General features: G+C 67.1%; 23 protein-coding genes. 6 read left to right on the forward strand and 17 right to left on the reverse strand.

The window, feature by feature from the left end; genetic code table 11:
- Nucleotides 1-3 precede the first annotated feature (3 nt).
- Nucleotides 4-1,344: an MFS transporter gene (locus SPDO_RS09785; protein ID WP_211280040.1), complete on the reverse strand. Its 1,341-nt coding sequence runs from the start codon at nucleotides 1,342-1,344 to the stop codon at nucleotides 4-6.
- Between SPDO_RS09785 and SPDO_RS09790 the strand changes: the two genes are divergently transcribed.
- Nucleotides 1,280-2,041, forward strand: a complete 762-nt coding sequence (locus SPDO_RS09790) for a TetR/AcrR family transcriptional regulator (protein WP_088367291.1) — start codon at nucleotides 1,280-1,282, stop codon at nucleotides 2,039-2,041. The genes SPDO_RS09785 and SPDO_RS09790 overlap by 65 nt on opposite strands.
- Here SPDO_RS09790 and SPDO_RS09795 read toward each other — a convergent pair.
- The 4 genes from SPDO_RS09795 to SPDO_RS09810 all read right to left on the reverse strand — a co-directional run bounded on the left by SPDO_RS09795 (nucleotide 1,995) and on the right by SPDO_RS09810 (nucleotide 6,957).
- Entirely contained in the window at nucleotides 1,995-3,518 is a 1,524-nt protein-coding gene (locus SPDO_RS09795) for an efflux transporter outer membrane subunit (RefSeq protein ID WP_088367292.1), read from the reverse strand. The genes SPDO_RS09790 and SPDO_RS09795 overlap by 47 nt on opposite strands.
- Nucleotides 3,518-5,056: an MDR family MFS transporter gene (locus tag SPDO_RS09800; protein ID WP_088367489.1), complete on the reverse strand. Its 1,539-nt coding sequence runs from the start codon at nucleotides 5,054-5,056 to the stop codon at nucleotides 3,518-3,520. The genes SPDO_RS09795 and SPDO_RS09800 overlap by 1 nt, the downstream gene beginning before the upstream one ends.
- A gap of 22 nt (nucleotides 5,057-5,078) precedes the next feature.
- Nucleotides 5,079-6,251, reverse strand: coding sequence for an HlyD family secretion protein (locus tag SPDO_RS09805; RefSeq protein WP_211280041.1), 1,173 nt, complete (start codon nucleotides 6,249-6,251; stop codon nucleotides 5,079-5,081).
- Nucleotides 6,252-6,345: 94 nt separating this feature from the next.
- On the reverse strand, nucleotides 6,346-6,957 hold the full coding sequence (locus tag SPDO_RS09810; RefSeq protein ID WP_088367293.1) for an ankyrin repeat domain-containing protein: 612 nt from the start codon (nucleotides 6,955-6,957) through the stop codon (nucleotides 6,346-6,348).
- A gap of 46 nt (nucleotides 6,958-7,003) precedes the next feature.
- Here SPDO_RS09810 and SPDO_RS09815 point away from each other — a divergent pair, with 46 nt between their 5' ends.
- From SPDO_RS09815 to SPDO_RS09825, 3 genes are read left to right on the forward strand one after another with little or no spacing between them, the layout of a single operon-like run.
- Nucleotides 7,004-7,588, forward strand: a complete 585-nt coding sequence (locus SPDO_RS09815; protein ID WP_088367294.1) for an SCO family protein — start codon at nucleotides 7,004-7,006, stop codon at nucleotides 7,586-7,588.
- A complete protein-coding gene (locus tag SPDO_RS09820) occupies nucleotides 7,585-8,016 on the forward strand; it encodes a YcgN family cysteine cluster protein (RefSeq protein ID WP_211280042.1) in 432 nt (143 codons plus the stop codon). Before SPDO_RS09815 ends, SPDO_RS09820 begins: the two co-directional genes overlap by 4 nt.
- 33 nt (nucleotides 8,017-8,049) lie before the next feature.
- The gene (locus SPDO_RS09825) at nucleotides 8,050-8,739 is read left to right on the forward strand and encodes a M48 family metallopeptidase (RefSeq protein ID WP_088367295.1); all 690 of its coding nucleotides are present in this window, start codon (nucleotides 8,050-8,052) and stop codon (nucleotides 8,737-8,739) included.
- On the opposite strand, the gene SPDO_RS09830 is transcribed toward SPDO_RS09825, so the two are convergent.
- From SPDO_RS09830 to rpmI, 9 genes are all read right to left on the reverse strand, one after another.
- Nucleotides 8,700-10,868 (reverse strand): transglycosylase domain-containing protein, encoded by a 2,169-nt coding sequence (locus SPDO_RS09830; RefSeq protein WP_088367296.1) that lies wholly within the window; start codon nucleotides 10,866-10,868, stop codon nucleotides 8,700-8,702. The genes SPDO_RS09825 and SPDO_RS09830 overlap by 40 nt on opposite strands.
- A gap of 58 nt (nucleotides 10,869-10,926) precedes the next feature.
- Nucleotides 10,927-11,322: a peptide-methionine (R)-S-oxide reductase MsrB gene (msrB, locus tag SPDO_RS09835; protein ID WP_088367297.1), complete on the reverse strand. Its 396-nt coding sequence runs from the start codon at nucleotides 11,320-11,322 to the stop codon at nucleotides 10,927-10,929.
- Nucleotides 11,323-11,380: 58 nt separating this feature from the next.
- Nucleotides 11,381-12,265 (reverse strand): RsmD family RNA methyltransferase, encoded by an 885-nt coding sequence (locus tag SPDO_RS09840; protein WP_088367298.1) that lies wholly within the window; start codon nucleotides 12,263-12,265, stop codon nucleotides 11,381-11,383.
- Complete coding sequence (locus SPDO_RS09845) at nucleotides 12,262-13,137, reverse strand: aldose 1-epimerase family protein (RefSeq protein ID WP_088367299.1); 876 nt, start codon at nucleotides 13,135-13,137, stop codon at nucleotides 12,262-12,264. Before SPDO_RS09845 ends, SPDO_RS09840 begins: the two co-directional genes overlap by 4 nt.
- Nucleotides 13,138-13,185: 48 nt before the next feature.
- Nucleotides 13,186-15,645, reverse strand: a complete 2,460-nt coding sequence (gene pheT, locus SPDO_RS09850; RefSeq protein ID WP_088367300.1) for a phenylalanine--tRNA ligase subunit beta — start codon at nucleotides 15,643-15,645, stop codon at nucleotides 13,186-13,188.
- A 218-nt stretch (nucleotides 15,646-15,863) separates the two neighbouring features.
- The gene (pheS, locus tag SPDO_RS09855) at nucleotides 15,864-16,970 is read right to left on the reverse strand and encodes a phenylalanine--tRNA ligase subunit alpha (protein ID WP_088367301.1); all 1,107 of its coding nucleotides are present in this window, start codon (nucleotides 16,968-16,970) and stop codon (nucleotides 15,864-15,866) included.
- On the reverse strand, nucleotides 16,957-17,325 hold the full coding sequence (locus SPDO_RS09860) for a GIY-YIG nuclease family protein (protein WP_088367302.1): 369 nt from the start codon (nucleotides 17,323-17,325) through the stop codon (nucleotides 16,957-16,959). The genes pheS and SPDO_RS09860 overlap by 14 nt, the downstream gene beginning before the upstream one ends.
- A 144-nt stretch (nucleotides 17,326-17,469) precedes the next feature.
- Nucleotides 17,470-17,835 carry a 50S ribosomal protein L20 gene (rplT, locus tag SPDO_RS09865; protein WP_088367303.1) on the reverse strand — a complete coding sequence of 122 codons (366 nt, stop codon included), beginning with the start codon at nucleotides 17,833-17,835 and terminating at the stop codon, nucleotides 17,470-17,472.
- A gap of 17 nt (nucleotides 17,836-17,852) precedes the next feature.
- On the reverse strand, nucleotides 17,853-18,056 hold the full coding sequence (gene rpmI, locus SPDO_RS09870; protein ID WP_076743996.1) for a 50S ribosomal protein L35: 204 nt from the start codon (nucleotides 18,054-18,056) through the stop codon (nucleotides 17,853-17,855).
- Between the two features lie 149 nt (nucleotides 18,057-18,205).
- Here rpmI and SPDO_RS09875 point away from each other — a divergent pair, with 149 nt between their 5' ends.
- Complete coding sequence (locus tag SPDO_RS09875; RefSeq protein WP_425441946.1) at nucleotides 18,206-20,326, forward strand: AsmA family protein; 2,121 nt, start codon at nucleotides 18,206-18,208, stop codon at nucleotides 20,324-20,326.
- A gap of 30 nt (nucleotides 20,327-20,356) precedes the next feature.
- Here the strand turns inward: SPDO_RS09875 and SPDO_RS16695 are convergent, their stop codons facing one another.
- The 3 genes from SPDO_RS16695 to SPDO_RS09885 all read right to left on the reverse strand — a co-directional run bounded on the left by SPDO_RS16695 (nucleotide 20,357) and on the right by SPDO_RS09885 (nucleotide 22,095).
- A complete protein-coding gene (locus tag SPDO_RS16695) occupies nucleotides 20,357-20,554 on the reverse strand; it encodes a hypothetical protein (RefSeq protein WP_143559626.1) in 198 nt (65 codons plus the stop codon).
- Between the two features lie 95 nt (nucleotides 20,555-20,649).
- Nucleotides 20,650-20,892 (reverse strand): hypothetical protein, encoded by a 243-nt coding sequence (locus SPDO_RS09880; protein WP_143559627.1) that lies wholly within the window; start codon nucleotides 20,890-20,892, stop codon nucleotides 20,650-20,652.
- A gap of 30 nt (nucleotides 20,893-20,922) precedes the next feature.
- Nucleotides 20,923-22,095, reverse strand: a complete 1,173-nt coding sequence (locus SPDO_RS09885; RefSeq protein ID WP_088367305.1) for an aspartyl/asparaginyl beta-hydroxylase domain-containing protein — start codon at nucleotides 22,093-22,095, stop codon at nucleotides 20,923-20,925.
- A gap of 75 nt (nucleotides 22,096-22,170) precedes the next feature.
- Between SPDO_RS09885 and SPDO_RS09890 the strand changes: the two genes are divergently transcribed.
- Nucleotides 22,171-23,181, forward strand: a complete 1,011-nt coding sequence (locus tag SPDO_RS09890) for a hypothetical protein (protein WP_088367306.1) — start codon at nucleotides 22,171-22,173, stop codon at nucleotides 23,179-23,181.
- Nucleotide 23,182: the final 1 nt, after the last annotated feature.

A 23,182-nucleotide genomic window follows, 5' to 3' on the forward strand; every position in this document is an offset into this window, starting at 1 on the left:
TCGCTACGCCGCCAGCCGCCGCCGGTCCGCTTCGTCGAGCGCCTGAAGCGACACGCCCCGGCTTTCGCGCATCACCAGCGCGGCGCCCAGGCTCACCGCCGCGCTCGCGCTCACGTATATGGCCAGCGGCAGCCAGTCGTCATAGGCGCGCAGCATCGTCGCGCCGATCAGCGGTGCCCAGCTTCCCGCGACGATCGCCGTGACCTGATAACCGAGCGACACACCCGAATAGCGCATCCGCGTCGGAAACATCTCGGCCATGATCGCCGGCTGTGGCGCATACATGATGCCGTGCACCACCAGCCCGGCCATGATCGCGGCAAGCATGGTCGCGGTGTCGCCGGTATCGAACATCGGAAAGGCCGCGAACGGCCAGGCGATCGCTAGCGCGGCACCAAGCAGATAGGTCGGCCGCCGTCCCACCCTGTCCGCCGCCCAGCCGGCGAGCGGGATCACCACCACATGCAGCAAATGGCCGATGAACAGCAGCCCCAGGATGCGGCTGGTCGCGATGCCGCGATACGCCAGATAGGTGATCGAGAAGGTGACCACCATGTAATACAGGATGTTCTCGCCGAAGCGCAGCGCCATGGCGGTAAACACGCCCCGCGGGTAGCGGCGAAACACCTCCACCACGCCATGCCCAGCCTCATCGCGGCGCGCCGCTTCTTCGCGCGCGGCATGGAACAGCGGCGAATCGCTCACCTGCGTGCGGATGTAATAGCCGATCGCGATGATGATGACCGACAGCCAGAAGGCGACGCGCCAGCCCCAGGCAAGGAACGCCTCTTCGGTCAGAAATGTCGACAGGACCAGCAGCACGATCGTCGCCAGCACATTGCCAAGCGGCACGCCGGCCTGCGGAAAGCTGCCCCAGAACGCCCGGCTCTTATTGGGGCTATGCTCGGTCACCAGCAGCACCGCACCGCCCCACTCGCCGCCCAGCGCAAAGCCCTGGATGAAGCGCAGCGTCACCAGCAGCGCCGGCGCCCAATAGCCGATCGCCTCGAAGCCGGGCAGGCAGCCCATCAGGAATGTGGAGGCGCCGATCAGTATCAGGCTGAATTGCAGCAGCGACTTGCGCCCGATCCGATCGCCTATATGCCCGAACACCACCCCGCCCAGCGGCCGCGCGATGAAGCCCACGGCATAGGTGGCGAAGGCGGCGATGATGCCGTCGAGGTTGTTGCCCGTTTGCGGAAAGAACAGCTTGCCGAAGACCAACGTGGCGGCGGTGCCGTAGAGGAAGAATTCGTACCATTCGACGATCGTGCCCGCCATGGAGGCGCTCACCACCTTCTTCAGGTGCGACAGGTCGGCCCGGCTCTCGTGTTCCAACGCCATTGTTCTCCTGCCCCTCGCGTCCCCAGTAACGTACCGGGATCAGCCGGCAAAATCATCATCGTGGCCAAACAGCGCCGCGACAATCCCGGCCGGATGTGCTTTGATGCGCGGCATGGAGAGCGCAGAGCCACAGAGCCGCAAGCGCCGTGCACCGAGACGCGATGCGCAGGCACGCCGCGCCGCGCTGATCGCCGCGGCGGTGCATTGCTTCACGCAAGAGGGCTATCGTGTGCCGCTGGACACGATTGCCGAGCGTGCCGGCGTTGGCCGCGGCACCTTGTATCGTAACTTCAAGGATCGCGAAGCGCTGGTGCTCGCCATCCTTGAACAGGAAACCGATCAGCTGGAACGCGGCATCGATCCCGCGCGGCCGTTGATCGACATCCTGCTCGATTTCGTGCGCGACGGCGCAGTCGCCTCGTCGCTGTTCGCCCGGATCGCCGCCGACCTGCAGCTGGACGAGACGAACCGAGCCGCGTGGCAAGCGCTGGGCGAGCGCTTCGCCCGCATCCTTGAACCCGCGGTGGTCGCGGCCCGGCAGCGTGGCGAGATCGGGCCTGCCATCACCGCGCGTGACGTGGTCCTGGCCGCGCGCATGGCCAGCATCGTCATGCTCCCCTTCCTCAGTGAGGAAGAAGTGACGGATCAGCTCAACGAGGCGCTTCGCCTGGTGTTCGGCGGGCTGCGTCCGCGCTGAGCGGCGCGGCCTGCCACCCCAGCCCCAGCGCCTTGTTCACCGCGATAAAGCTTTGCGTCAGCTGTGCCTTGGCCTGCGCGACTGCCAATTCCGCGCCGATCCGCTGTCGCTCCACGTCCAGCTGGTCGATCAGCGTCGTCGTGCCCGCCGCCACGCGCTGCTGATTGAGCGCCGCCGCCCGCTTTGCCGTGCCCGCAGCGCGCGCGAGCACGCCAAGCTGCGCCCGCGTGCTGCCAAAGCGTGATAGCGCCGTCTCCGTCTCCTGCAACGCCTGCAACACCGCCTGGCGGTACGCGGCATCCGCCGCATCGCGCTGCGCCTCCGCCGCCCGCGTCGCCGCACGCGCCCGACCGAAATCGAGCAGCGACCAATTCAGCGACGGCGCCACCAGCGTCGTCAGATTGCCGAGATCGAAGATGTCGCCCGCCGTCGTCCCGCCCAGCCCGAGCAACCCCATGAAGCTCAGCCCTGGCAGCTCCTTTGCCTTCTTCACGCCGACACCCGCCGTCGCCGCCGCGAGCTGCCGCTCCGCCGCGCGTATGTCCGGCCGCTGGGCGATCAGCGCGGCGGGATCGCCGATCGGCACGCGCGCGGGCGGCAGCGGCACCGGCACCGGCCGCGACAGGTCCGCATCGAGCGCCCCAGGCGCCCGCCCGGTCAGCACCGCCAGCAGGTTCAGTTGCTCGTCGCGCTGCGCGTTCAGCGGCACGCCTTCGGCCGTGGTGTTCTCCAGCTGGTTCTGCAATCGTTCCAGCTGTAACTGCGAGGCGGTGCCCCGCGCGACGCGCTGGCGCATCAGCGCAAGCTGCTGCTGTTGCAGGCTGACCGACGCGGCGTTCAGCCGCAGCCGCTCCTGAACGTCGCGCAGCGCAACATAGGCCTGTGCCACCTGCGCGGAGAGCGAGACCTGCGCGTCGGCAAGGTCCGCCACCCGCGCCGCCGCGGTGGCGCGCGCCTGCTCCACCCCGCGCCGCACGCCGCCGAACAGATCGAGTTCCCATGATATGTTGAGGCCGGCATTGTAGAATTCGAGCGCCGTGCCCCCACCGCCGCTTTGCCCGGCACCCGCCTGACCAGCGCCGCCCCCCTGTGTGGCGCCGCTCTGCCCCTGCGCATTGCCCAGTGCGACCCCGGGCAGGTCGGCATAGATCACGGTGCCCATCGCGCTCGCGCTCGGCAGCTGCGCGCTGCGTTGCTGGCGCAGCTGCGCCTCCGCCTCGCGGATCCGCGCCGCTGCCTGATCCAGCGTCGGGCTATGCGCCAGCGCATCCGCCACCAGCGCATCGAGCCGCTTGTCGCCCAGCGCCTCCCACCACCGCGCGAGTCCCGGCGCTGCATCGGCAACGCCAGCGGGCGCGCGCACGAAGCTGCCGCGCTGAATCGCGTCGGCCGCGACCACCGGCGGCGCCTTATAGTCCGGCCCCACCGTGCACGCCCCGATCAGCGTCACCGCCAGCAAAGCGACCGACCACCGCATCAATGCACCATCGCCGGGCCGGTGTTGGTCGGCAGCGGCCGCAGGAAGAGGACGAGCGGCAACACCACCAGCGTGCCCACCCCCATGATCCAGAAAATATCGTTATACGTCATCACCAGCGCCTCCGCCTGGATCTGCTGCGACAGCAGCCGCAATCCCGCCTGCTGATCGCCCACCACCTGCGCCAGCGATCCGACGTAATCCTGCACCGACTGGCTGTTGGCGCTCATCGTCTCCTCCAGCCGCCGGCTGTGAAAATACAGCCGCTTGTCCTGCAGGATCGAGATGCCCGCCAGCGCGAAGCTGCCGCCCAGATTGCGCACCGCGTTGAACAGGCCGGACGCGTCACCGGCGTCCTCGGGCGGCACCGAACGCACGACCGCCTGGCTCAGGAACAACATGCCCAGGATCTGCCCCACCCCACGCATCAGCTGCGACACGGTGAAGTCGCCGCCCGCCGATTGTGCCGTAAGGCTTGAATCGAGCAGGGACGAGCTTCCCATGATCAGCAGCCCCGCCCCCACCGCCAGGCGAATGTCGACACGGCGCAGCAGCACGGGGACGATCGCCATCAGGAACAGGCTGGGCAGGCCAGACAGCAGCACCACCTTGCCCGCCTGCAACGCATTGTAATCCGCCAGCGCGGCGAGAAACTGGGGAATGGCGTAGCTGGTGCCATACAGCACCATGCCCAGCACCATCGCCATCAGCGCGACCGATCCGAACTGTCGATCGATCAGCAGCTTCAATTTGATAATCGGCCGCCGTGCGGTCACCTGCCCCCAGAACAGGAGCGCAAAGCCGACCAGGCTGATGACGAACATCCAGCGGATCAGGCTGGAGTCGAACCATTGCTCGCGCTGCCCGTCCTCCAGGAACACCGTCAGCCCGCCCAGCCCCAGCGCCAGCCCGACGATCCCCAGCCAGTCCGCCTCGCGGACCAGGTGCAGTTGCGACTGCTCGTGCCGCAGCCCGAGCAGCAGCAGCGTGACCAGCACGGCGCAGATCGGCACGTTGATGAAGAACGCATAATGCCAGCTGATGTTCTCGGTCAGCCACCCGCCGATCAGCGGCCCCAGTACCGGCCCGAGGATCGCCGTCACGCCGAACGCGGCAATGCCGACGGGCTGCTGCGCGGGCGGCAGGCGCTGCGCGATGATCGTCTGCGCGGTCGGGATCATCGCGCCGCCGGTGAAACCCTGCCCGATGCGCCCGACGATCATCATCGACAGGTTGGTGGAGAGACCGCAGATCACCGAAAAGCCGGTGAACAGCGCGGCGGCGAGCAGCAGAAAGGTGCGCAGCCCCAGCATCCGCTCCAGCCAGGCGGCCATCGGAATGATCACGATCTCCGCGACCAGATAAGCGGTCGCGATCCACGTGCCTTCCGTGCCGCTGGCGCCGATCTCGCCCTGGATCGTCGGCAGCGCCGAATTGACGATGGAGATGTCCAGCGTCGCCATGAAGGCGCCAAGCGTTCCCGCCGCCACCGCCAGCCACGCGCCGACATCCGCCCGCGCTGCGCCTCCACGAGGCATCGACGGCGCCGCGCTTGCCACCTTATCGCGCCCGCTGACTTTCTCGGACGGCCTCCTGCTGCGCCCGGATGCGCGCCAGATCGTCACGCGCCGACTTGGTGTTCACCGTCACCGTCACCGACATGCCCGGCACCAGCAGCCGCCGTGCCGCGGGCGTCGCCTGGATGGAGATGCGCACCGGCACACGCTGCGTGATCTTGGTGAAATTGCCCGTCGCATTCTGCGGCGGGAGGATCGAGAATTGCGCGCCCGTCCCCGGCGCCTGACTTTCCACCCGCCCGGCAAGCTCCACACCGTCCAGCGCGTCGACCTTGATCGTAGCGGGTTGCCCCGGCCGCATCAGCGCGAGCTGCGTTTCCTTGAAATTGGCGCGGACGTACAATTTGTCGAGCGGCACGATCGACATCAGCCGCGTGCCCGCCTGCACGAACTGCCCCACCGTCACCGTCTTGTTGCCGATCCGTCCCGCACTGGCGGCGCGCAGCAGCGTCGCACCGACATCGACGTTGGCAGCGGCAAGCTGCGCCCGCGCGGCCTCGCCCTGCGCGCGCCCCTGCCCTACCTGCTCCTGCAAGGTCGCGACGCGGCGCTGCTGCATCGCCAGTGCGGCTTCCTGCGCGCGGACATTGTCGGCCGATTGCTCGGCGGTCGCTTCCAGCTGGGCAAGCTGCTGGCGGCTCTCTGCGCCACTCGCCGCCAGCGGGCGATAGCGCGCGACCTCGCCGGCATCGAAGGCCGCCTTGGCGCGCGCCGCCGCCAATTGCGCGCGCGCCTGCGCCACCACGGCATATTGTTCGCGCACCTGCGCCCGCGCCGCATCGGCCTGTGCCGCCGCCACCGCGATCTGCGCCTCGGCCTGCGCCGCCTGCGCGCGGGCGGTGCGGGGATCGATGCGCACCAGCGGCTGGCCGGCGCGCACGTCCTCGTTCTCCGCCACGAACACCTCGCCGACATAGCCGCCGATTCGCGGCGCCACCGTCACCATGTCCGCCGCGATCTGCGCGTCGTTGGTGTCCTGCAGATATTTGCCGATGCTTTGATACCGCAGAAACCACCAGCCGCCCGCGATCAGCGCGACAAGCGCAACGATCCCGAGGATCAGCTTGGCCTTGCGGCTGATCGGCTTGCGCGCCGAGGCTTCCTCCTCCGGCGTGTCGTGCGTCTGGTCTTCGGCACCTTCGGATGCGGTCATCATGAACTCGCGGCAGATGGTGCGCGGCAGGCACCTGATACATAGCGCCTAAACGGACACGGTGTCCGTATCAAGCCGAGCGCTCCCGCAGCGTTGCTTACATCCGCGGCCCGGCGACCGCCCGCACCGCGCGCTTGGGCTTCTCGTCGATCAGCTTGGCGATGGCGGGAGAGCGCGCATCCGCATTCGCATAGTCGCGCGCGGACATGCCGGCGATATTGTCGGTCTGGTCCGGGTTCGCGCCAGCCGCCAGCAGGCTGCGCACCAGCGCCAAATCGCGCTTCTGCACCGCCCGGATCAGCGGCGTCTCGCCGCCGCCATTGGCAAGGTTCGGATTGGCCTTGGCTGTCGCCAGAATGTCGACCAGGTCGTTCTGCCCGTATTGCACGGCCAGCAGCAGCGGGGTGTCGCCGCGCCCGTCACGCATGTTCGGATCGGCACCGCGCGCCAGCAGGAACCGCAGATAGGTCGCGTCCCCACGCTTCACCACGATGTGCAGCGCGCCTTCGCCCGTGGTGACATCGCGCGCGTTCACGATGCGCTGCCCGGGCTGGTCGAGCATCTTCACCACTTCGTCGCCGCTCGACTTACGAACGGCTTCAAGAAACTTGTATCCCTGCGACTGCTGCTGCGCGGCGGCGGGCAGGGCGGCGAGGAGAAAAACAGGTACAAACAGGCGGCTGAGCGTCTTCACGGGCAAACGATCCATCTGATGGTTGCGGCGCCCGGCCTAACAGATCAAGGCTGCCGGTGCCATGAACGTCCGTCAATTTGCCTGGCTCGCGCCATTCGCCCTTCTTGCCTGCTCGCCCGACCAGCAGCCCCCGGCACAGCCGCCGCTGGAGGGCGCCCGCATCGGCGGCGCCTTCACGCTCACTGATCAGGACGGCAAGCGCGTCTCCGATACGGCGTTCGCCGGCAAATACCGCATCATGTATTTCGGCTATACCTTCTGCCCGGACGTGTGCCCCGTCGACGTGCAGAATCTCGCCGCCGGGCTGAAGCTGCTGGAGAAAAGCGATCCGGCACTCGCGCAGCGCGTCGTGCCGATCTTCGTTACGATCGATCCCGAACGCGATACGCCTGCGGTGCTGAAGCAGTTCGTCGGCGCCTTTCATCCCCGCATGGTCGGCCTCACCGGCTCGCCGGAGGAAATCGCCAAGGTGGCCAAGGAGTTCGCGATCTTCTATCAGCGCGGCAAGGGCACGCCGGACGGCTATCTGATGGATCACAGCCGCCAGGCCTATCTGATGTCGCCGGAGGGCAAGCCGTTGGCGCTGCTGCCGCAGGACGGCACGCCACAGGCGGTTGCCAACGAGATCAAACGCTGGGTGAAATGACGCGCTTCTGGGAAGACACGCCGCTCGACAAGCTGGACCGCGCGCAATGGGAGGCGCTGTGCGACGGCTGCGGCAAATGCTGCCTGCACAAACTGGAAGACGAGGAAACGAACGAGCTGTTCGCCACCAATGTCGCCTGCCGCCTGCTCGATCGGCGCAGCGGGCAATGCTCCAACTATCGCCACCGCCACGCCTATGTCTCCGAGTGCGTGCGCCTGTCGATGCGCAACGTCGACGCGATAGAGTGGCTGCCCAGCACCTGCGCCTATCGGCTGCGCCTCAACGGCGAACAATTGCCCGACTGGCATTATCTCAACTCCGGCGATCGCGAGGCGGTGCACCGCGCGGGCGAGTCGGTGCGCGGCTGGACGATCAGCGAGGATGATGCCGGCGAACTGGAATATCACATGACCGATCGCCGGCTATAACGGCCTCGCACGCCCGATCTCGCGCGCCGCCTCGTGACTGATGATATCGACATCTTTCGCCACCCCGCCGCGCGCCGAATCAAGCTGGCGTTCGATCCCGCGACCGGTCGTTTTCGCCTGACGGTTCCCAAACGCGCATCGCTGGCCAAGGCACGCGCCTGGGTGGCCGAAAACATCCAGTGGATGGCCGAACAGCGTGCGCAGCTACCCCAGGCGCGGCCATTCGTCCCCGGCGCAGAGCTGCCGTTCGGCGACGAGACGCTGGTGATCGACTGGCAGGAAGGCCCTTCGCGCCTCATTCGCCGCGTCGACAATCGCCTGGTCGCATCTGGCGCGGAGGTCACCCTCCCCCGCCGAGTCGAGGCGTGGCTGCGCCGCGAAGCACTGCGCCTGCTGGAGGAGGACACCGCCTTCTACGCCGCCCGCGCCGGGGTGAATATCACCCGCGTCGCCATCGGCGATCCGCGGGGCCGCTGGGGCAGTTGCAGCAGCAGCGGCACGATCCGCTACAGTTGGCGCCTCGTCATTGCGCCCACCGCGGTACGCCGCGCCACCGCCGCGCACGAAGTGGCACACCGCATCCACATGAACCATTCCGCCGCCTTCCACACCCTGGTGGAAACCCTCTACGGCAGCGACCCGACGCCGCACCGTCACTGGCTGCGCACCAATGGCGCCGCGCTTCACTGGTACGGTCGATCGTCCGCCGGCGGTGGCGGCTGAATACGCCGATCCCGCCGCGGCTCACGTGACGGGTCACGCGGCTGCTCACGATAGGGATCGCGCCCGGTCACGCGATCGATCCAGTCCTGGTCCAACCGCTGCGGCGGCGGTGGAGCAGGCGCTGCAGGTGCCGGCTGCTCGTAAGAATAATCGTCCGATGCCGGCCGCTCGGCGCGCGGCGAGGGTCGCTCGATGCCCCGCCCGTAAGTGTCGTCATCCTGCACCGGAACACCATCAACCGCGATCGGCACGCCGTTTTCGTCCACGAACACGCTGTTGTCCGGCTCACCGAAATAGCTCTCCTCATCAGGCTCGAGCTGCCATTCAGGAAGCGTCACCTCCGTGTCGAACTGCTCGACCGGCCGCGAGGCCACCGCCTTTGTCATGAACTGCGAGAAGGCACGCGCCGGCGCGGCGCCGCCCTGCAACCCGCCCACCGGCTTGGCATCGTCGCGGCCCATCCACACGCCTGTGGTCAGCCCCGAAGAGAAGCCGAGGAACCAGCCATCCTTTGACGAAGAGGTCGTGCCCGTCTTTCCCGCCACCGGGCGGCCGATCTGCGCGGCGCGACCGGTGCCGGTGCTGACCGCCGTCTGCAACAGGTCGGTCATCTGCGCCGCGACATAGGGCGCCACCAGCACGCGGCTGCGATCCACCTCCTGCTGGTAGATCACCTCGTTGTTCGCGGTGACCTTGGTGATGCCATAGGGTGTTACCGCCACCCCCTTGTTCGCGACGCTGGCGAAGGCGCGCGTCATGTCGATCAGGCGCACGTCCGATGTGCCGAGCACCATCGAGGGCTGCGTATTGATCGGCGAGGTGATGCCAAACCGGCGTGCCATGTCCGCCACCGTGGTGAAGCCCACCTGCTGCCCAAGCCGCGCCGCCACCGTGTTGAGCGAATAGGCGAACGCCGTCCTGAGCGTCACCTGACCGGAATAGCGGCGCGAGCTGTTCCGCGGACTCCAGCCGTTGATCGTGATCGGCTCGTCGACAACGGTCGACTCCGGGGTCATCCCGGCCTCAAGCGCCGAAAGATACACGAACAGCTTGAACGCCGAGCCCGGCTGGCGCTGCGCCTGCGTCGCCCGGTTGTAGATCGACGACACGTAATCCTTGCCGCCGACCATCGCGCGAACCGCGCCGTCGCGATCCAGCGACACCAACGCCCCCTGCGCACCGGCGGGCGCATTGGCGCGCACGGCGGCGTCGGCCGCGCGCTGCATGTTGAGATCGAGCGTGGTCCACACTTCCAGCGGCCGCTCGGTCTCGTCGATCAGCATTTCGAGCTGCGGCAGCGCCCAGTCGGTGAAATAGCGTACGCTGTTCTGCTTGGGCTCCGGTGCCAGCTTGACGGCATTCGGGTCCGCATCGGCGGCTTCGCTGGCGCTGATCACGCCATTGGCCGCCATCACGCGCAGCACCACCTGCGCGCGGTCAACCGCGGCTTGCGCGTCGGCGGTCGGCGAATAATTGGACGGCGCCTTCACCAGCCCGGCGATGATCGCCGCCTCACTGAGCGACAGGCGATTGGCGCCATGACCGAAGAATTTGCGCGAAGCGGCGTCGATGCCATAGGCGCCGCCCCCGTAATACACCTTGTTCAGGTAGAGCTCGAGCACCTGCTCCTTGGAGAATTTGCGCTCCATCGCGAGCGCCAGGATCCATTCGCGGAACTTACGCCCGAACTTCTTCTGATTGTTGAGGAAAACGTTACGGGCGAGCTGCTGCGTGATCGTTGATCCGCCCTGCACCCAGCGACCGCGATCGAGGCGTACCTTCAGCGAGCGCGCTACGCCGATCGGATCGACACCGATGTGGCTGTAGAACCTCTTATCCTCCACCGCGATGGTCGCCTCGCGCATGATGCGTGGGATGCGATCGAAGGGCAGCCACTCGCCGTAGCTCGGGCCGATCGACACCAGCACCGTGCCGTCCACCGCATGCACGCGGATCATCTGACCATTCGGAGAGGACTTCAGCTCCTCGAACGAGGGCAGCTGCGCGCGTGCGATGTAAACCGCGGTGAGCAATGCGCCAAACGCCAGCACCGCGAGCGCGATCAGGACCTTGATCGTGATCGACAGGCGGCGACGCCAGAGCGAACGGGGAGCGGGGCGGCGGGCCATTGAAGCGCCTTGTGGGATAGAAGCTTAGGCTGCGCTTAACAAGATGACCCGGACCCGCTCAACTACGTGGCTGGAAATCGAGGCTGACCGAGTTCATGCAATAGCGAAGGCCGGTTGGCGGCGGCCCGTCGGGGAAGACGTGGCCCAAATGACTGTCGCACCGGCCGCAGCGCGATTCGATCCGTGCCATGCCGTGGCTGGTGTCGCGGTGGTCGGTCACCGCATCGGGTGCGATCGGCTGGGTGAAGCTGGGCCAGCCCGAGCCGGAGTCATATTTGTCCGCGCTGTCGAACAAATCCAGATCACAGGCGGCACAGCAATAGATGCCATCACCCTTGTAATCGTTATATTTTCCGGCGAACGCGCGTTCGGTCCCCGCTTCGCGCAGCACATGATATTGCTCGGGGGTAAGCCGCTCTTTCCACTCGGCTTCCGACAAATTCAGCTGATCCATTCGCGATCGATCCTCGTGATTGACCCTGCATCTGGGTTCACGAACGTGCCGGTACAAGTCAGTCGTTGGACCAGCGCGCCCAGATCGCGGTGGGCAGCACCAGCCCGCGCGCTTCCTCGCGCACGCCAAGTTCGCCGCATTCCACCGTGCCCGGCAAGTCGGCGAACAGCTGGCGCAGCATCTCGCCGATTGCCAGCGCGGACATGCGCACCGCATAAACGGTGAGGAACAGCGCGCGGGAGTTGGCGTCGAGCAGCTGGCGGCAATCCGCAATCAGCGCGGGCAGATGCTCCTCCAGCCGCCAGATCTCGCCATCGGGGCCGCGGCCGTATTTGGGGGGATCGAGCAGAATCGCGTCATAGCGGCGGCCGCGACGGACCTCGCGGGCGACGAACTTGGCGGCGTCATCCACGATCCAGCGTACCGGACGGTCGGTCATGCCCGACAGCTTGGCATTGGCGCGGGCGGCATCGACCGATTTCTTGGAGGCATCGACATGGACCATCTTGGCGCCCGCCGCCGACAGCGCGAGCGTGCCGACGCCGGTATAACCGAACAAATTCAACGCCTCAGGCTCAGTCACGCCATCCAGTCGCTCGCGCAGCCAGGACCAGACGGGCGCCATGTCGGGGAAGAAACCGAGATGGCGGAAGGGCGTGTTCTGCGCGGTGAAGCGCACGGTGCCGGGGCCGACGCCCCAGGCGAGTGGCCAGCCGTCGCGCGGGACGGGGCGGGTGTAATGCCATTGGCCACCGCCATCCTCGTCGCTGCCGGGAATGAATTCTCCGTGCGATTTCCAGTCGTTACCGGCCGGCGCCCAGAGCGCCTGCGGCTCGGGGCGGATGAAGCGATAGTCGCCGTAGCGCTCCAGCTTGCGACCATGGCCGCAATCGACGAGGCCATAATCGCCCCAGGGTTCACCGATGAGCGTGTCGAGTTTCATGGGAGCAGCGTTACCGCCATGCTGATCGACTTGGAACCGCCCGGCGGGACCAGGAAGATGCCGGGTTTGTCAATGAATTCACCGGCATAGCCCTCCGGATCGGCGATGCCGTGCCACGGCTCGACGCAGATGTAGCGGGCGCCGGGCTTGGTCCAGATGCCGAGCATCGGGGTGTCGGGGAAGTCGATCCGCAGGTGTGGCCCGCCGGGGGCGCCGTAGGTGACGCTGGAGGAGCGGACATGGTCCCACACCAGCGCGTCATGCGTGAACAGATCATCGGCGAGGTGGAGCGTCCGACCGTCCAGCGGCGAGGGGTTTGAGCCGGCCTTGATCGTGCCGTCATCGGCGATGGGTCGGACGCCATCCGGCTCATTTTGGCCAAAAGTGATGACGTGCTGGCCACGTTCCGCGCCACCGGGCAGCGGCCAAGCGAAAGCGGGGTGAAAACCGAAACTCGCCGGCATTTCGTTTTGGTTCGAATTGGCGATCAGGATGTCGGTGTGCAGCGTCGCGTCGTCGAGGCGGAAGGTCGCGTCGAGCGTGAAGGCGAAGGGGTAATGGACGCGGGTCTCGTCGTTATCCTGCAAGCGGAAGGTCGCGTGCGTGGGGCCGTGGTCGACCAGCGTGAATGGCAGACGGCGAGCGAAGCCGTGCTGCTTCATCGGGTATTCGCGGCCGCCGATGCGGATCACCTCGCCGGCGGGCTTGCCGACGACGGGGAAGAGCAAGGGCGCGCGGCCGGTCCAAAACGCCGGGTCGGCATCGGTCATCAGCTCGCAGCCGGCGGCGTCCTTCAGCGAGGACAGCTCCGCGCCGAGCGGGTTGATCGCCGCGGACAGTTGATCGTTCGCGATGGTGATCCAGTCGGTCACTTTGCCTCCTTCACCGTCAGCCCGCCGGGGCGGGACGACGGCTATGTGTTAGCCCCTGAGCGAGGCGCCCAGCTTGGCGGCGGCGGCGACGACCTTGTCGGCGATCGCCTTCAGCTCGGCCTCGACGAATGCCTTTTCACCGGGTTGCAGCACGACCTCGACCGCCATCGAGGTTTCGCCGTCCTTGGTGAAGACGTCGAACACGCGGGCGGAGACGATCGCGGCCTTGTCCGCACCCTTGACCGCGCGGGCGAGCGCATCTGCAGCAAGCCCCTCGGGCACGAGGAAGGCGAAGTCGCGGCGGACGGCCTGGAGCGCGGGCGGTGTATAGGCCGGGCGCATGAAGCCTGCAGAACGCTTTGCGGGGATCGCCTCGAGATACAGCTCCACCGCGGCGACGCCGGCGTCGAGATCGAACGCGCGGGTGACATTGGGGTGGAGGATGCCGAAGGCGGCAAGCACCGTCTTGGGTCCGAGCCGCAGCGTGCCCGACTGGCCAGGGTGCCAGGCGTCACCGGCTTCGCCGAATACCTGGAGGTTATCGACCGGCGCGCCGGCGGCGGCGAGGAGCGCCAGCGCCTCGGTCTTGGCGTCGAACGCGTCAAAGGCTTGCGCCTTGCCCGTTTGCCAGTGCCGCGCGCGGCGATCGCCGGCGAGGACGAGGCTGAGCGTCGGCCGCTCCTTGTCAGCGAGATAGCGGCGGCCGATCTCGAACAGGCGGATCGTGCCCGCCCCGCGCCGCACGTTGCGCGCGGCGGCGGAGAGCAGGCCCGGTAGCAGCGACGGGCGCATGACCTTCAGGTCCTCGCTGATCGGATTGGCGAGCGTGAAGGCACCGCCACCGAAGGGCGCGGCCTCGGCCTCCGAAATGAAGCTCCACGTCACCGCTTCGTCCAGGCCGCGCGCGGCGGCGGCGCGGCGGACGCGGCGTTCCAGCTTCTGCTCCGGCGTGGCGGTGGGGGCTGCGACACCCGGCGCGCGGGGCAGCGGGACCGAGGGAACGTTGTCGATTCCCTCGATGCGGATCACTTCCTCGACCAGATCGGCGGCGCCATCGATGTCGCGGCGCCACGTCGGCGGGGTGACCTGCCAATCGTCGCTGACGGTGAAGCCGAGCGAGGTAAGGATCGCGCGCTGCCGCTCCGGCGCGACGGCGAGGCCGCCGAGCGTTTCGGCGCGGGCCGGATCATAGGCGTAGCTGCGGGTGCCGAGCGGCGGCTCGCCGGCGCGGCTGATGCCCGTTGGCTGGCCACCGCACAGGTCGAGCACGAGACGGGTAGCGATCGCCAGGCCATCGTCCAGAAACGCCGGATCAACGCCGCGCTCGAACCGCTGGCGCGCATCGCTGGTCAGCATCAGCTTCTGGCCGGTGCGCGCGATATGCTCGGGATCGAAATAGGCGCATTCGATGACGACATCGGTGGTCGTGTCCGACACGCCCGATTCCTCGCCGCCCATGATCCCGCCGATGTCGTGGACATGGGCGTCGTCGGCGATGACCGTCATCGTCTCGTCGAGCGTGTAGGTCTTGCCGTTGAGCGCGAGGACCGTCTCGCCCGCCTTCGCCTTGCGCGCGACGAGGCCGCCCGACAGCTTCGCCTTGTCGTAGACGTGCAGCGGACGGCCGAGATCGACGGTGATGTAATTGGTGATGTCGACCAGCGCCGAAATCGGCTTCTGACCGATCGCGCGCAGGCGCTTGGCCAGCCACTCGGGCGATGCGCCGTTGCTGACGCCGTTCACGCCCTGCGCGAAGAAGGCCGGGCAGCCGGCGGGATCGTCGGTGCGCACGTCGGGGCCGGGGCCCGTTCCCTCAGTCGCCTCGATCCCCGTTCGGGCTGAGGCTGTCGAAGCCCGTGCGTCTGGAACACGCCCTTCGACAAGCTCAGGGCGAACGGAGGTAGAGTTGTCCGTGCCAAGGTGGGGGCCGGGCACCGTCAGCGGCTTCAGCGTGCCGAGGCCGGCGGCGGCGAGATCGCGGGCGATGCCGCGCACGCCCATGCAATCCTGGCGGTTGGGGGTGATCGACACGTCGATGACCGGATCGTTGAGGCCCGCCCATTCGGCGAAGGCAGCGCCGACCGGAGCGTCGGCGGCCAGCTCGATGATGCCGTCATGATCGTCGCCCAGCTCCAGCTCGCGCGTGGAGCACATCATGCCGTTCGATTCGACGCCGCGGATCGCCGCGACCTTCAGCACCATGCCGTTGGCCGGCACCGTGGCACCGGGCATGCCGAACACGCCGACGAGGCCGGCACGCGCGTTGGGCGCGCCGCACACGACCTGAAGCGGGCCGTCACCGGCGTCGACCGACAGCACCTGAAGCTTGTCCGCCTGCGGGTGCCGCTCGGCGGTCAGCACCTTGGCGATGCGGAAAGCGGCGAGCTTCTCGCCCGGGTTCTCGACCCCTTCGACCTCGAGGCCGATGCGGGTGAGGCCGACGAGGATCTCGTCCAGCGACGCCTCGGTCGAGAGGTGGTCCTTGAGCCAGGAAAGGGTGAATTTCATGGGTTTCTCAATCCGTCGCCCCGGCCGAGGCGGGGGTCTTGTGAGCTATCGTAGGTCGTGTGGTCGCCAAGGTCACGCCGTCACCCCGGACTCGATCCGGGGTCCATCGTGCCGCGAACGCATCGAGGTCGGTGTGCGCGGAACCATGGATCCCGGATCAAGTCCGGGATGACGCAGTGAGATAGGGCGCCGTCGCGGTTCAAGCTTCAGCGCGCCGATCACGCCGCGCCGACGCCGCCCGACAGCGTCGGGACGTCGAGGGCGGAGAAGCCATAATGTTTGAGCCAGCGGATATCGCCGTCGAAGAAGGCGCGCAGATCGTCCATGCCGTATTTCAGCATGGCGAGGCGATCGATGCCGCAGCCGAAGGCGAAGCCCTGCCATTCATCGGGATCGAGCCCGCAGGCGGCGATCACCTTTGGGTGGACCATGCCGCTGCCGAGCACTTCCATCCAGCCGCCGTTCTCGACATCGCCGCCGCCGCCGATCACGCGCTTGCCCTTTTGCAGGGTGTAGCCGACGTCGACCTCCGCCGACGGCTCGGTGAAGGGGAAGTAGCTGGGGCGCAGGCGCAGCACGATGTCGTCACGCTCGAAGAACGCCTTGAGGAACGTCTCCAGCGTCCACTTGAGGTGCCCCATGGTGATGCCCTTGTCGATCACGAGGCCCTCGACCTGGTGGAACATCGGCGTGTGCGTCGCGTCGCTGTCGCTGCGATAGGTGCGGCCGGGGGCGATGATGCGGATCGGCGGCTTGTTCGCCAGCATCGTGCGGATCTGCACCGGCGAGGTGTGGGTGCGCAGCAGACGCGGCCGCTCGCGATCCTCGGGCACATGGTCGCCGTCGAGATAAAAGGTGTCGTGCATCGCGCGCGCCGGATGGGTCTCCGGAATGTTGAGCGCGGTGAAATTGTGCCAGTCGGTCTCCATCTCCGGGCCGGTGGCGACCGCGAAGCCGAGATCGGCGAAGATTTCCGCCAGTTCGTCCATCACCTGGCTGACCGGGTGGATCGTGCCGGCAAGCGGCACCTCGGCCGGCAACGTCATGTCGATCCGCTCGGCGGCGAGCTTCGCCTCCAGCGCGGCGGCTTCGAGCGCGGCCTTGCGGCTGGCGATCGCGCCCGTCACGGCCTCGCGCAGGCCGTGGATCGCGGGGCCCTGCACCTGGCGCTCCTCGGGGCTGAGCCCGCCCATCGACTTCAGCAGCGCGGTGACGCGGCCCTGCTTGCCCAGCGCGTCGACACGCACCGCGTCCAGCGCCTCCAGCCCCGCCGCGGCCTCGATCGCGGTCAGCAGGTGCGTTTTCAGGTCGTCAATCTCGGTCATCGGTAACTATCCCGTCATTCCCGCGCAGGCGGGAATCCATACGCGCTGTGTTCTCGACTTGCTCGAAGCCGAGGTTGATCGCCAAGTCCACCCATCCGGGGTTGTTCTCCTCGACCAACCGCAGCTTCCAGTCTCGATCCCACTTCTTCAGCTGCTTCTCGCGGCCGATCGCGGCTTCCATCGTGTCTGCCATCTCGAACCAGACAAGACGATGCACACCGTAGCGGCTGGTGAACCCTTCGATCAATCCTGCGCGGTGCTGATGCAGCCGCGCGAGCAGGTTCGATGTGACCCCGATGTAGAGCGTACCATGCTTGCCGCTGGCGAGAATGTAGACGCAGGGTTGTCTGGCCATCGTCGATCCTCCTCTCGCCGGTTCGGAGAATATGGATTCCCGCCTGCGCGGGAATGACGATTATCGAGGGGAGAAGGGCTTCAGAAACACGAAAGGCGCGGGTGTTGCCACCCACGCCCGTTGTGTCGCTCTGGAAGAAGAGGCTCAAGCCTCGGCGGGCAGCGCCTTCTTCACCTGAGCGATCAGCGCCGTAAACGCTTCGCCTTCGTGCATCGCGATGTCGGCCAGGACCTTGCGGTCGAGGTCGATGCCGGACAGCTTCAGGCCGTGCATGAACTGGCTGTAGGTCAGGCCCTCGGCGCGGACGCCGGCGTTGATGCGCTGGATCCACAGGCCACGGAAGGTCCGCTTCTTAACCTTGCGGTCGCGATACGCGTACTGGCCGGCCTTTTCGACGGCCTGCCGCGCGATGCGGATCGTGTTCTTGCGGCGGCCGCGGTAACCCTTGGCCTGTTCCAGAATGTTCTTGTGCTTGGCGCGAGTGGTTACGCCCCGCTTGACGCGTGCCATATCTTAGTTCCTCTCGCTCAACGCAGACCGTAGGGAGCCCAGGCCTTCACCGTCGCGGTGTCGGCCTTCGACAGCACCTTGGTGCCGCGATTCTGGCGGATGTACTTGCCGGTGTGATGCAGCAGGCGGTGGCGCTTGCCGGCGACGCCGTGCTTCAACAGGCCGGTTGCGGTGAGCTTGAAGCGCTTCTTCACGCCGCTCTTCGTCTTGAGCTTGGGCATTTTGGTCCTTTCAGTTCGAGCGAGACTGGAACCGCCGCGGCAGCCCTGATGGCCGGGCGGTTCGTTTCACCTCGCTGGGAGAAGCGCCGGCCCCTAGCGATGCTGCGGGCGAAATGCAACCAACTCGTGATCCCAAGCGATGTGCGGGGATGGACATGGTGAGTGAGCGTAACGACCAGCCGTCACCCCCTGCGGCAGACGCGCGGCAGCAGCGCCGTCGCCGGATCATCCGCAACACGATCATCGCGATCCTGGCGGTGCCGGCGCTGATCTGGCTGGTGCTGTTCATCACTAAGGGGCGCTTTTTGAAGAGCCCGTTCGAATCGATCGTCGGCCGCATGACCAATCGCGAGGTGCGCGTCGGCGGCGACTTCCAGCTCTATTTCGCGCCGTGGCGGATCAAATTCTATGCCGAGCGCTTCACGATCGCCAATCCTGAATGGGCGACGCGGCCGTATCTGTTCCGCGCGGACCGGATCGACACGCAGATCGCGCCGCTGTCGCTCCTGTTCGGCAAGCGGCGGCTGTATTCGCTCGATCTGCTGAACGGCGCGGCGGATCTCGAATGGAATGCGGGCCACAGCACCAACACCTGGACCTTCAGCGAGAAGAAGGGCGGCAAGCCGCTGGAGTTTCCGCGGATCGACGTGGCGACCGTGCGCGGCACCACCGTGCGCTATCTCGATCCGCGCATGCGGCTGCTGGCCGATCTCGGGATCGAGGACATCCGATCCGAGGATGCGCAGATCGGCAAGGCGGTGCGCGTCGCTGGCGAAGGCCGGATCCGCGACACGCCATTTCGCGTCGCCGGGCAATTGCTGTCGCCCGACGCGACGGTGAACCGCGGCGAGAACAAGCTGACCGCGCGCGCCTGGGCGGCGAACAATGTGGTCGACGTCGCCGGCACGCTGCCGTCGCTGGCGGAGGTCGAGAAGGTGCCGCTGCAAACGCGGGCGCGCGGACGCGATCTTGCCGAGCTGCTCGGCATCATCGGCGTCGTTCTGCCGGAAACGCGGCGCTATGCGCTGAAGGGTCGCATGGTGAAGGACGGCGACGTCTATCGCTTCACCAACATCGGCGGGACGGTGGGCGAGAGCGACGTCGCCGGCACGCTGACGGTGACAAACGGCGAGCGGCTGCACCTCAAATCGACGCTGCGCACGCGCAGCCTCGACATCGTCGATGCGTCGGGCCTGATCGGCTACAATCCCGACATCGTGGAGGAACAGGGCGCGGTCGCCGCGGCGGCCGCGACGGGGGCGGGTGCGCGCAAGCTGCTGCCCGACACCGCAATGCCGGTCGAGAAGATGCGCGTGTTCGACGCCGATCTCGACTGGACGATCGATCAGGTAAAGTCGCGCCGCGTCCCGATCTCGAACGTGGCGCTGACCCTGAAGCTCGAGCGCGGAAAGCTGGCGCTGTCGCCGTTCAGCTTCGCCATGGCGCGCGGCAACGTTTCGACTGACATCGTGTTCGACACGCGGCAGCGGCCAAGCGCGGTCAGCTACGACGTGCGGCTGGCGCCGACCCCGATGGGGCGGCTGTTCGCGGGCTGGGGCATTGCCGAATCGGGGACCAGCGGCACGATCAAGGGACGGATGGAGCTGCGCGGACGGGGCGATTCGATCGGCGATTCGCTGGCGACGTCGAGCGGGCGCATCGCCTTTGTCATGCCGCAGGGCACCTTGTGGACGCGCAATGTCCAGCTTGCCGAACTCGACATCGGCACGTTCGTGCAGAAGATGTTCGCCGGGAAGCTGAAAAAGCCGGTGGAGATCAATTGCGGGCTGGTTGCCTTCACCGTGCGCGGCGGCATCGCCGCGGCTGACCCGATCCTGATCGACACGCAGAAGAACGTCATTCTCGGGCGCGGTGGCTTCAGCTTCCGCACGGAGGCGATCGATCTGGCGATCCGCGCCGATGCCAAGAAGTTCAGCCTGTTCTCCGGCCAGTCGCCGGTCGGGATCGGCGGCTATTTCGCGGCGCCGGCGCTCGATGTCATCAGCCCCGACCTGATCGGCCGCGCCGGCGCTGGACTCGGCCTGGCGGTGGTCGCCGCGCCGCTCGCGGGCGTGCTGGCGTTCGTCGACGTGGGCGATGCCAAGTCCGCCGCGTGCGGCCCTGTGCTGTCGGGCGCGAACGCCGCCGCGCAGCGCACCAGCAAGGGCGAGAAGCGCGACGACGTGGGCAAGGGCACGACCGCCAAGGACGAAAAGGGCGAGGACAAGCCCGGCAAGAAGCAGCGCAAGAAGTTCCTGGGGATCTTCTGACGCGCGGTGCCGGCTAACCTTCGATAATAGTCACAGCCCGTCGGACATACGACCGCGGCTCTCGTCTACGATGGCGCGCGCCCGACGGTTGCCCCATTCGTCCGCATCACGCCACTCGGCCTTGGTCCTGCAAACCCGCTCCTTGCGGGCGATCGAACCGGTGACTTCCACTCTTCGGCAGATCAGCTCGGGTTGAGGCGCCGGTACTGCTGCCACCTGCAGCAACATCCAGGATAGTAGCATTGTCACGACATTCCTTCATTAGACATCGCGACAGAGCACAGGCAGCCGCGCCATATAGCCGAACTGATGACCGGTGACGCTTAATTCGCGATCGAACGGCTCGTGCTGTACTCGACGATGGCGCGAGCGCGGCTGTTGCCATTGTCGTCGGCGGCGCGCCACTCGGCCTTGGTCTTGCAGACCTTTTCCTTGCGCGCGACGTAGCCGGTCACTTCGATGCGGCGGCAGATCTGCGGCTGTTCGGTAGCAACGGCAGGAACGGCGGAGGGCGGCGTCGCTGCCGATTGAAGCAGCATGACCATTGCGACTGAAAGACCCGACATTTCCCCGTTCTCCCTACCCTTGTTTGATCATCACCCCTTGACCGGGGAGTCGGCTAAATCATCTATCATGCCGCAATACTCGGCGACAACAGATTGTTCTTCGGGCGACAGGTGCGGACTCCATACGTCAAAGATCAGCACGGCGCGTAATTCATCGCTGTTGTTCCATGCTTCATGTTCGATCGTGTCATCGAAAGCGAAGGGCTGACCGATCACCCATTCGCGTGTCTCGCCGCCGACGCGGAAGCCGCAGCCCGGCGGCACGATGAGCGGCAAGTGCACGATCGCGCGCGTATTGGTGACGCCGGTGTGCGGCGGGATTCGCGTATGCGGTTTCAGCATGGAGAAGAAGGCGCTGGGCGCACGGCCGGGAATGCGCGCGCCCGGCAGGCGCGCCAGCGCGGCGACGGTGCGCGGGCAGCGCGCGAGGACCGGTGCGTTCGGCCGGCCATATTCCCACAGGAAACAGGCGCCCCAATCGAGATTGTTGTTGAGCGGATCCCACTGGCTGCCCGACTGGCCTTTTTCCATGCGCACATAGGGGATCAGATCGTCGCCGGGATCGGCGATCAGCGCTTCCAGCTCGGCGCGGATCGCGTCGGTGTCGGCAGCTAGCGCGGCGAACCAGGGGAAATGATGATCGTCGAAGAATTCGTCGGCCGGGAGAAACGGATAATGCAGGCCGGCGCAGACATTGGGATAGATCCGTCGGCCGGAGAGCGAATGATCGAGAAACGCCTGCGAGCGGCGGCGGCTGGTCTGATCGAAGCCATTGACCTGCGGCATCAACGCCTGGCGGATCGGCGCGGCGATCGCCTGCCCCTGCGCGGCGCAATAGTCACGCGCGTGATCGAGCAGCTGGCCGAACTCGGCGCTTGGCTGCGCGATCTGTTCGCCAAGCTGGATCACGCCGGACCAGCGCAGCATCGCCTCGCGCCGGTCGCCGGCACGCTCGAACCATTGCGCCAGCCGCACCAATGCCTGAAGATCGCGCGCATCGATCCCCAATGCTCCCTCAAGCGCTTGCCGCTCGCCCGGCTCGTCGCCGGCCAGACGGCGCGCGTGCGCAAGGTTGCGCCACAGACTGCCCGCGGCGGGATCAAGCGCAACGGCTTGCTCGAACAAGCGCTGTGCCTGATCAATATCTTGGGCGCGCAAGGCGGCGAGGCCGCGTGCATTGGCTTCCTGGGAGGTCAGCGACATGCAGATCTTTCTATGAGGCGACCCGTGGGTTGGGAAGACTATGCCGCACTCGCGAACAAAGGCTAGGGTTCACCTATGTATTCCCGCAACACTTTCGACGCCGCGGACCCGCAATGGCTGGCGCACCGGTACGAGCCGGGGCGTGACCAATTATTGTATCGCTTCGTGCCGCGCGCGATGCACGCCGACGGGCCGTTCCTGACCGACGAGCTGGTGGGCGCGCAGCCGAGCCATGTCGCCGATCGCGCCGCCGGCGTGGCAGCGGCGCGTGCGCATGCCGCGCCACTCCATTTCATCTTTCACTCGGCCTTTTGCGCCTCCACGCTGCTGGTGCGCGCGCTTGATCGGCCGGGTGTGGCGATGGGGCTGTCGGAGCCGGTGCTGCTCAACGATGTGACGGGGATCCGGCGGCGTGGCGAGCGCACGGGCGCCGATCTGGCGCGATTGCTCGACGAGGCCATGGCGCTGCTCGCGCGGCCGTGGGGCGCGGGCGAGAGTGTCGTCGTCAAGCCGTCCAACATCCTGTGCGCGCTGCAACGCCCGATGCTGGCGCTGCGCCCGGATGCGCGCGCGGTGCTGCTGCATGCGCCGCTGCGGGTGTTTCTCACCTCGGTGGCGCGCAAGGGGCTGTGGTGCCGATTGTGGGTGCGCGAACTGCTGGAGGGGCTGCTGCGCGACGGATTGGTCGACCTGGGGTTCGCGCCGGACGACTTCTTTCGCATGAGCGACCTGCAGGTGGCGGCGGTCGGCTGGCTGGCGCAGCATCGCCAGTTCGCCATGCTGGTGCAGCAATTTCCCGATCGGGTCCGCACGCTCGATTCAGAACGGTTGATGGCGGACCCGGCGGCCGCGATCGGCCGGGCAGCGGCGCTGTTCGGGCTGCCGGCGGACGGCGTCGGCGAGCATGCGGCGATGGCGCGGCACAGCAAAACGGGCGCGGCGTTTACGCCCAGCGATCGCGCGCGCGAGCATGCGGATGCGATGGCAGCGCACCGTGACGAGATCGAGAAGGTCAAAGCCTGGGCGCTGGTGATCGCCGAGCGGTCCGGGATCGCGCTGGACCTCAAGGCGCCGCTGCTGCCCTGAT

The organism is Sphingomonas dokdonensis, from assembly GCF_002197685.1.
Lineage (GTDB): Bacteria > Pseudomonadota > Alphaproteobacteria > Sphingomonadales > Sphingomonadaceae > Sphingomonas > Sphingomonas dokdonensis.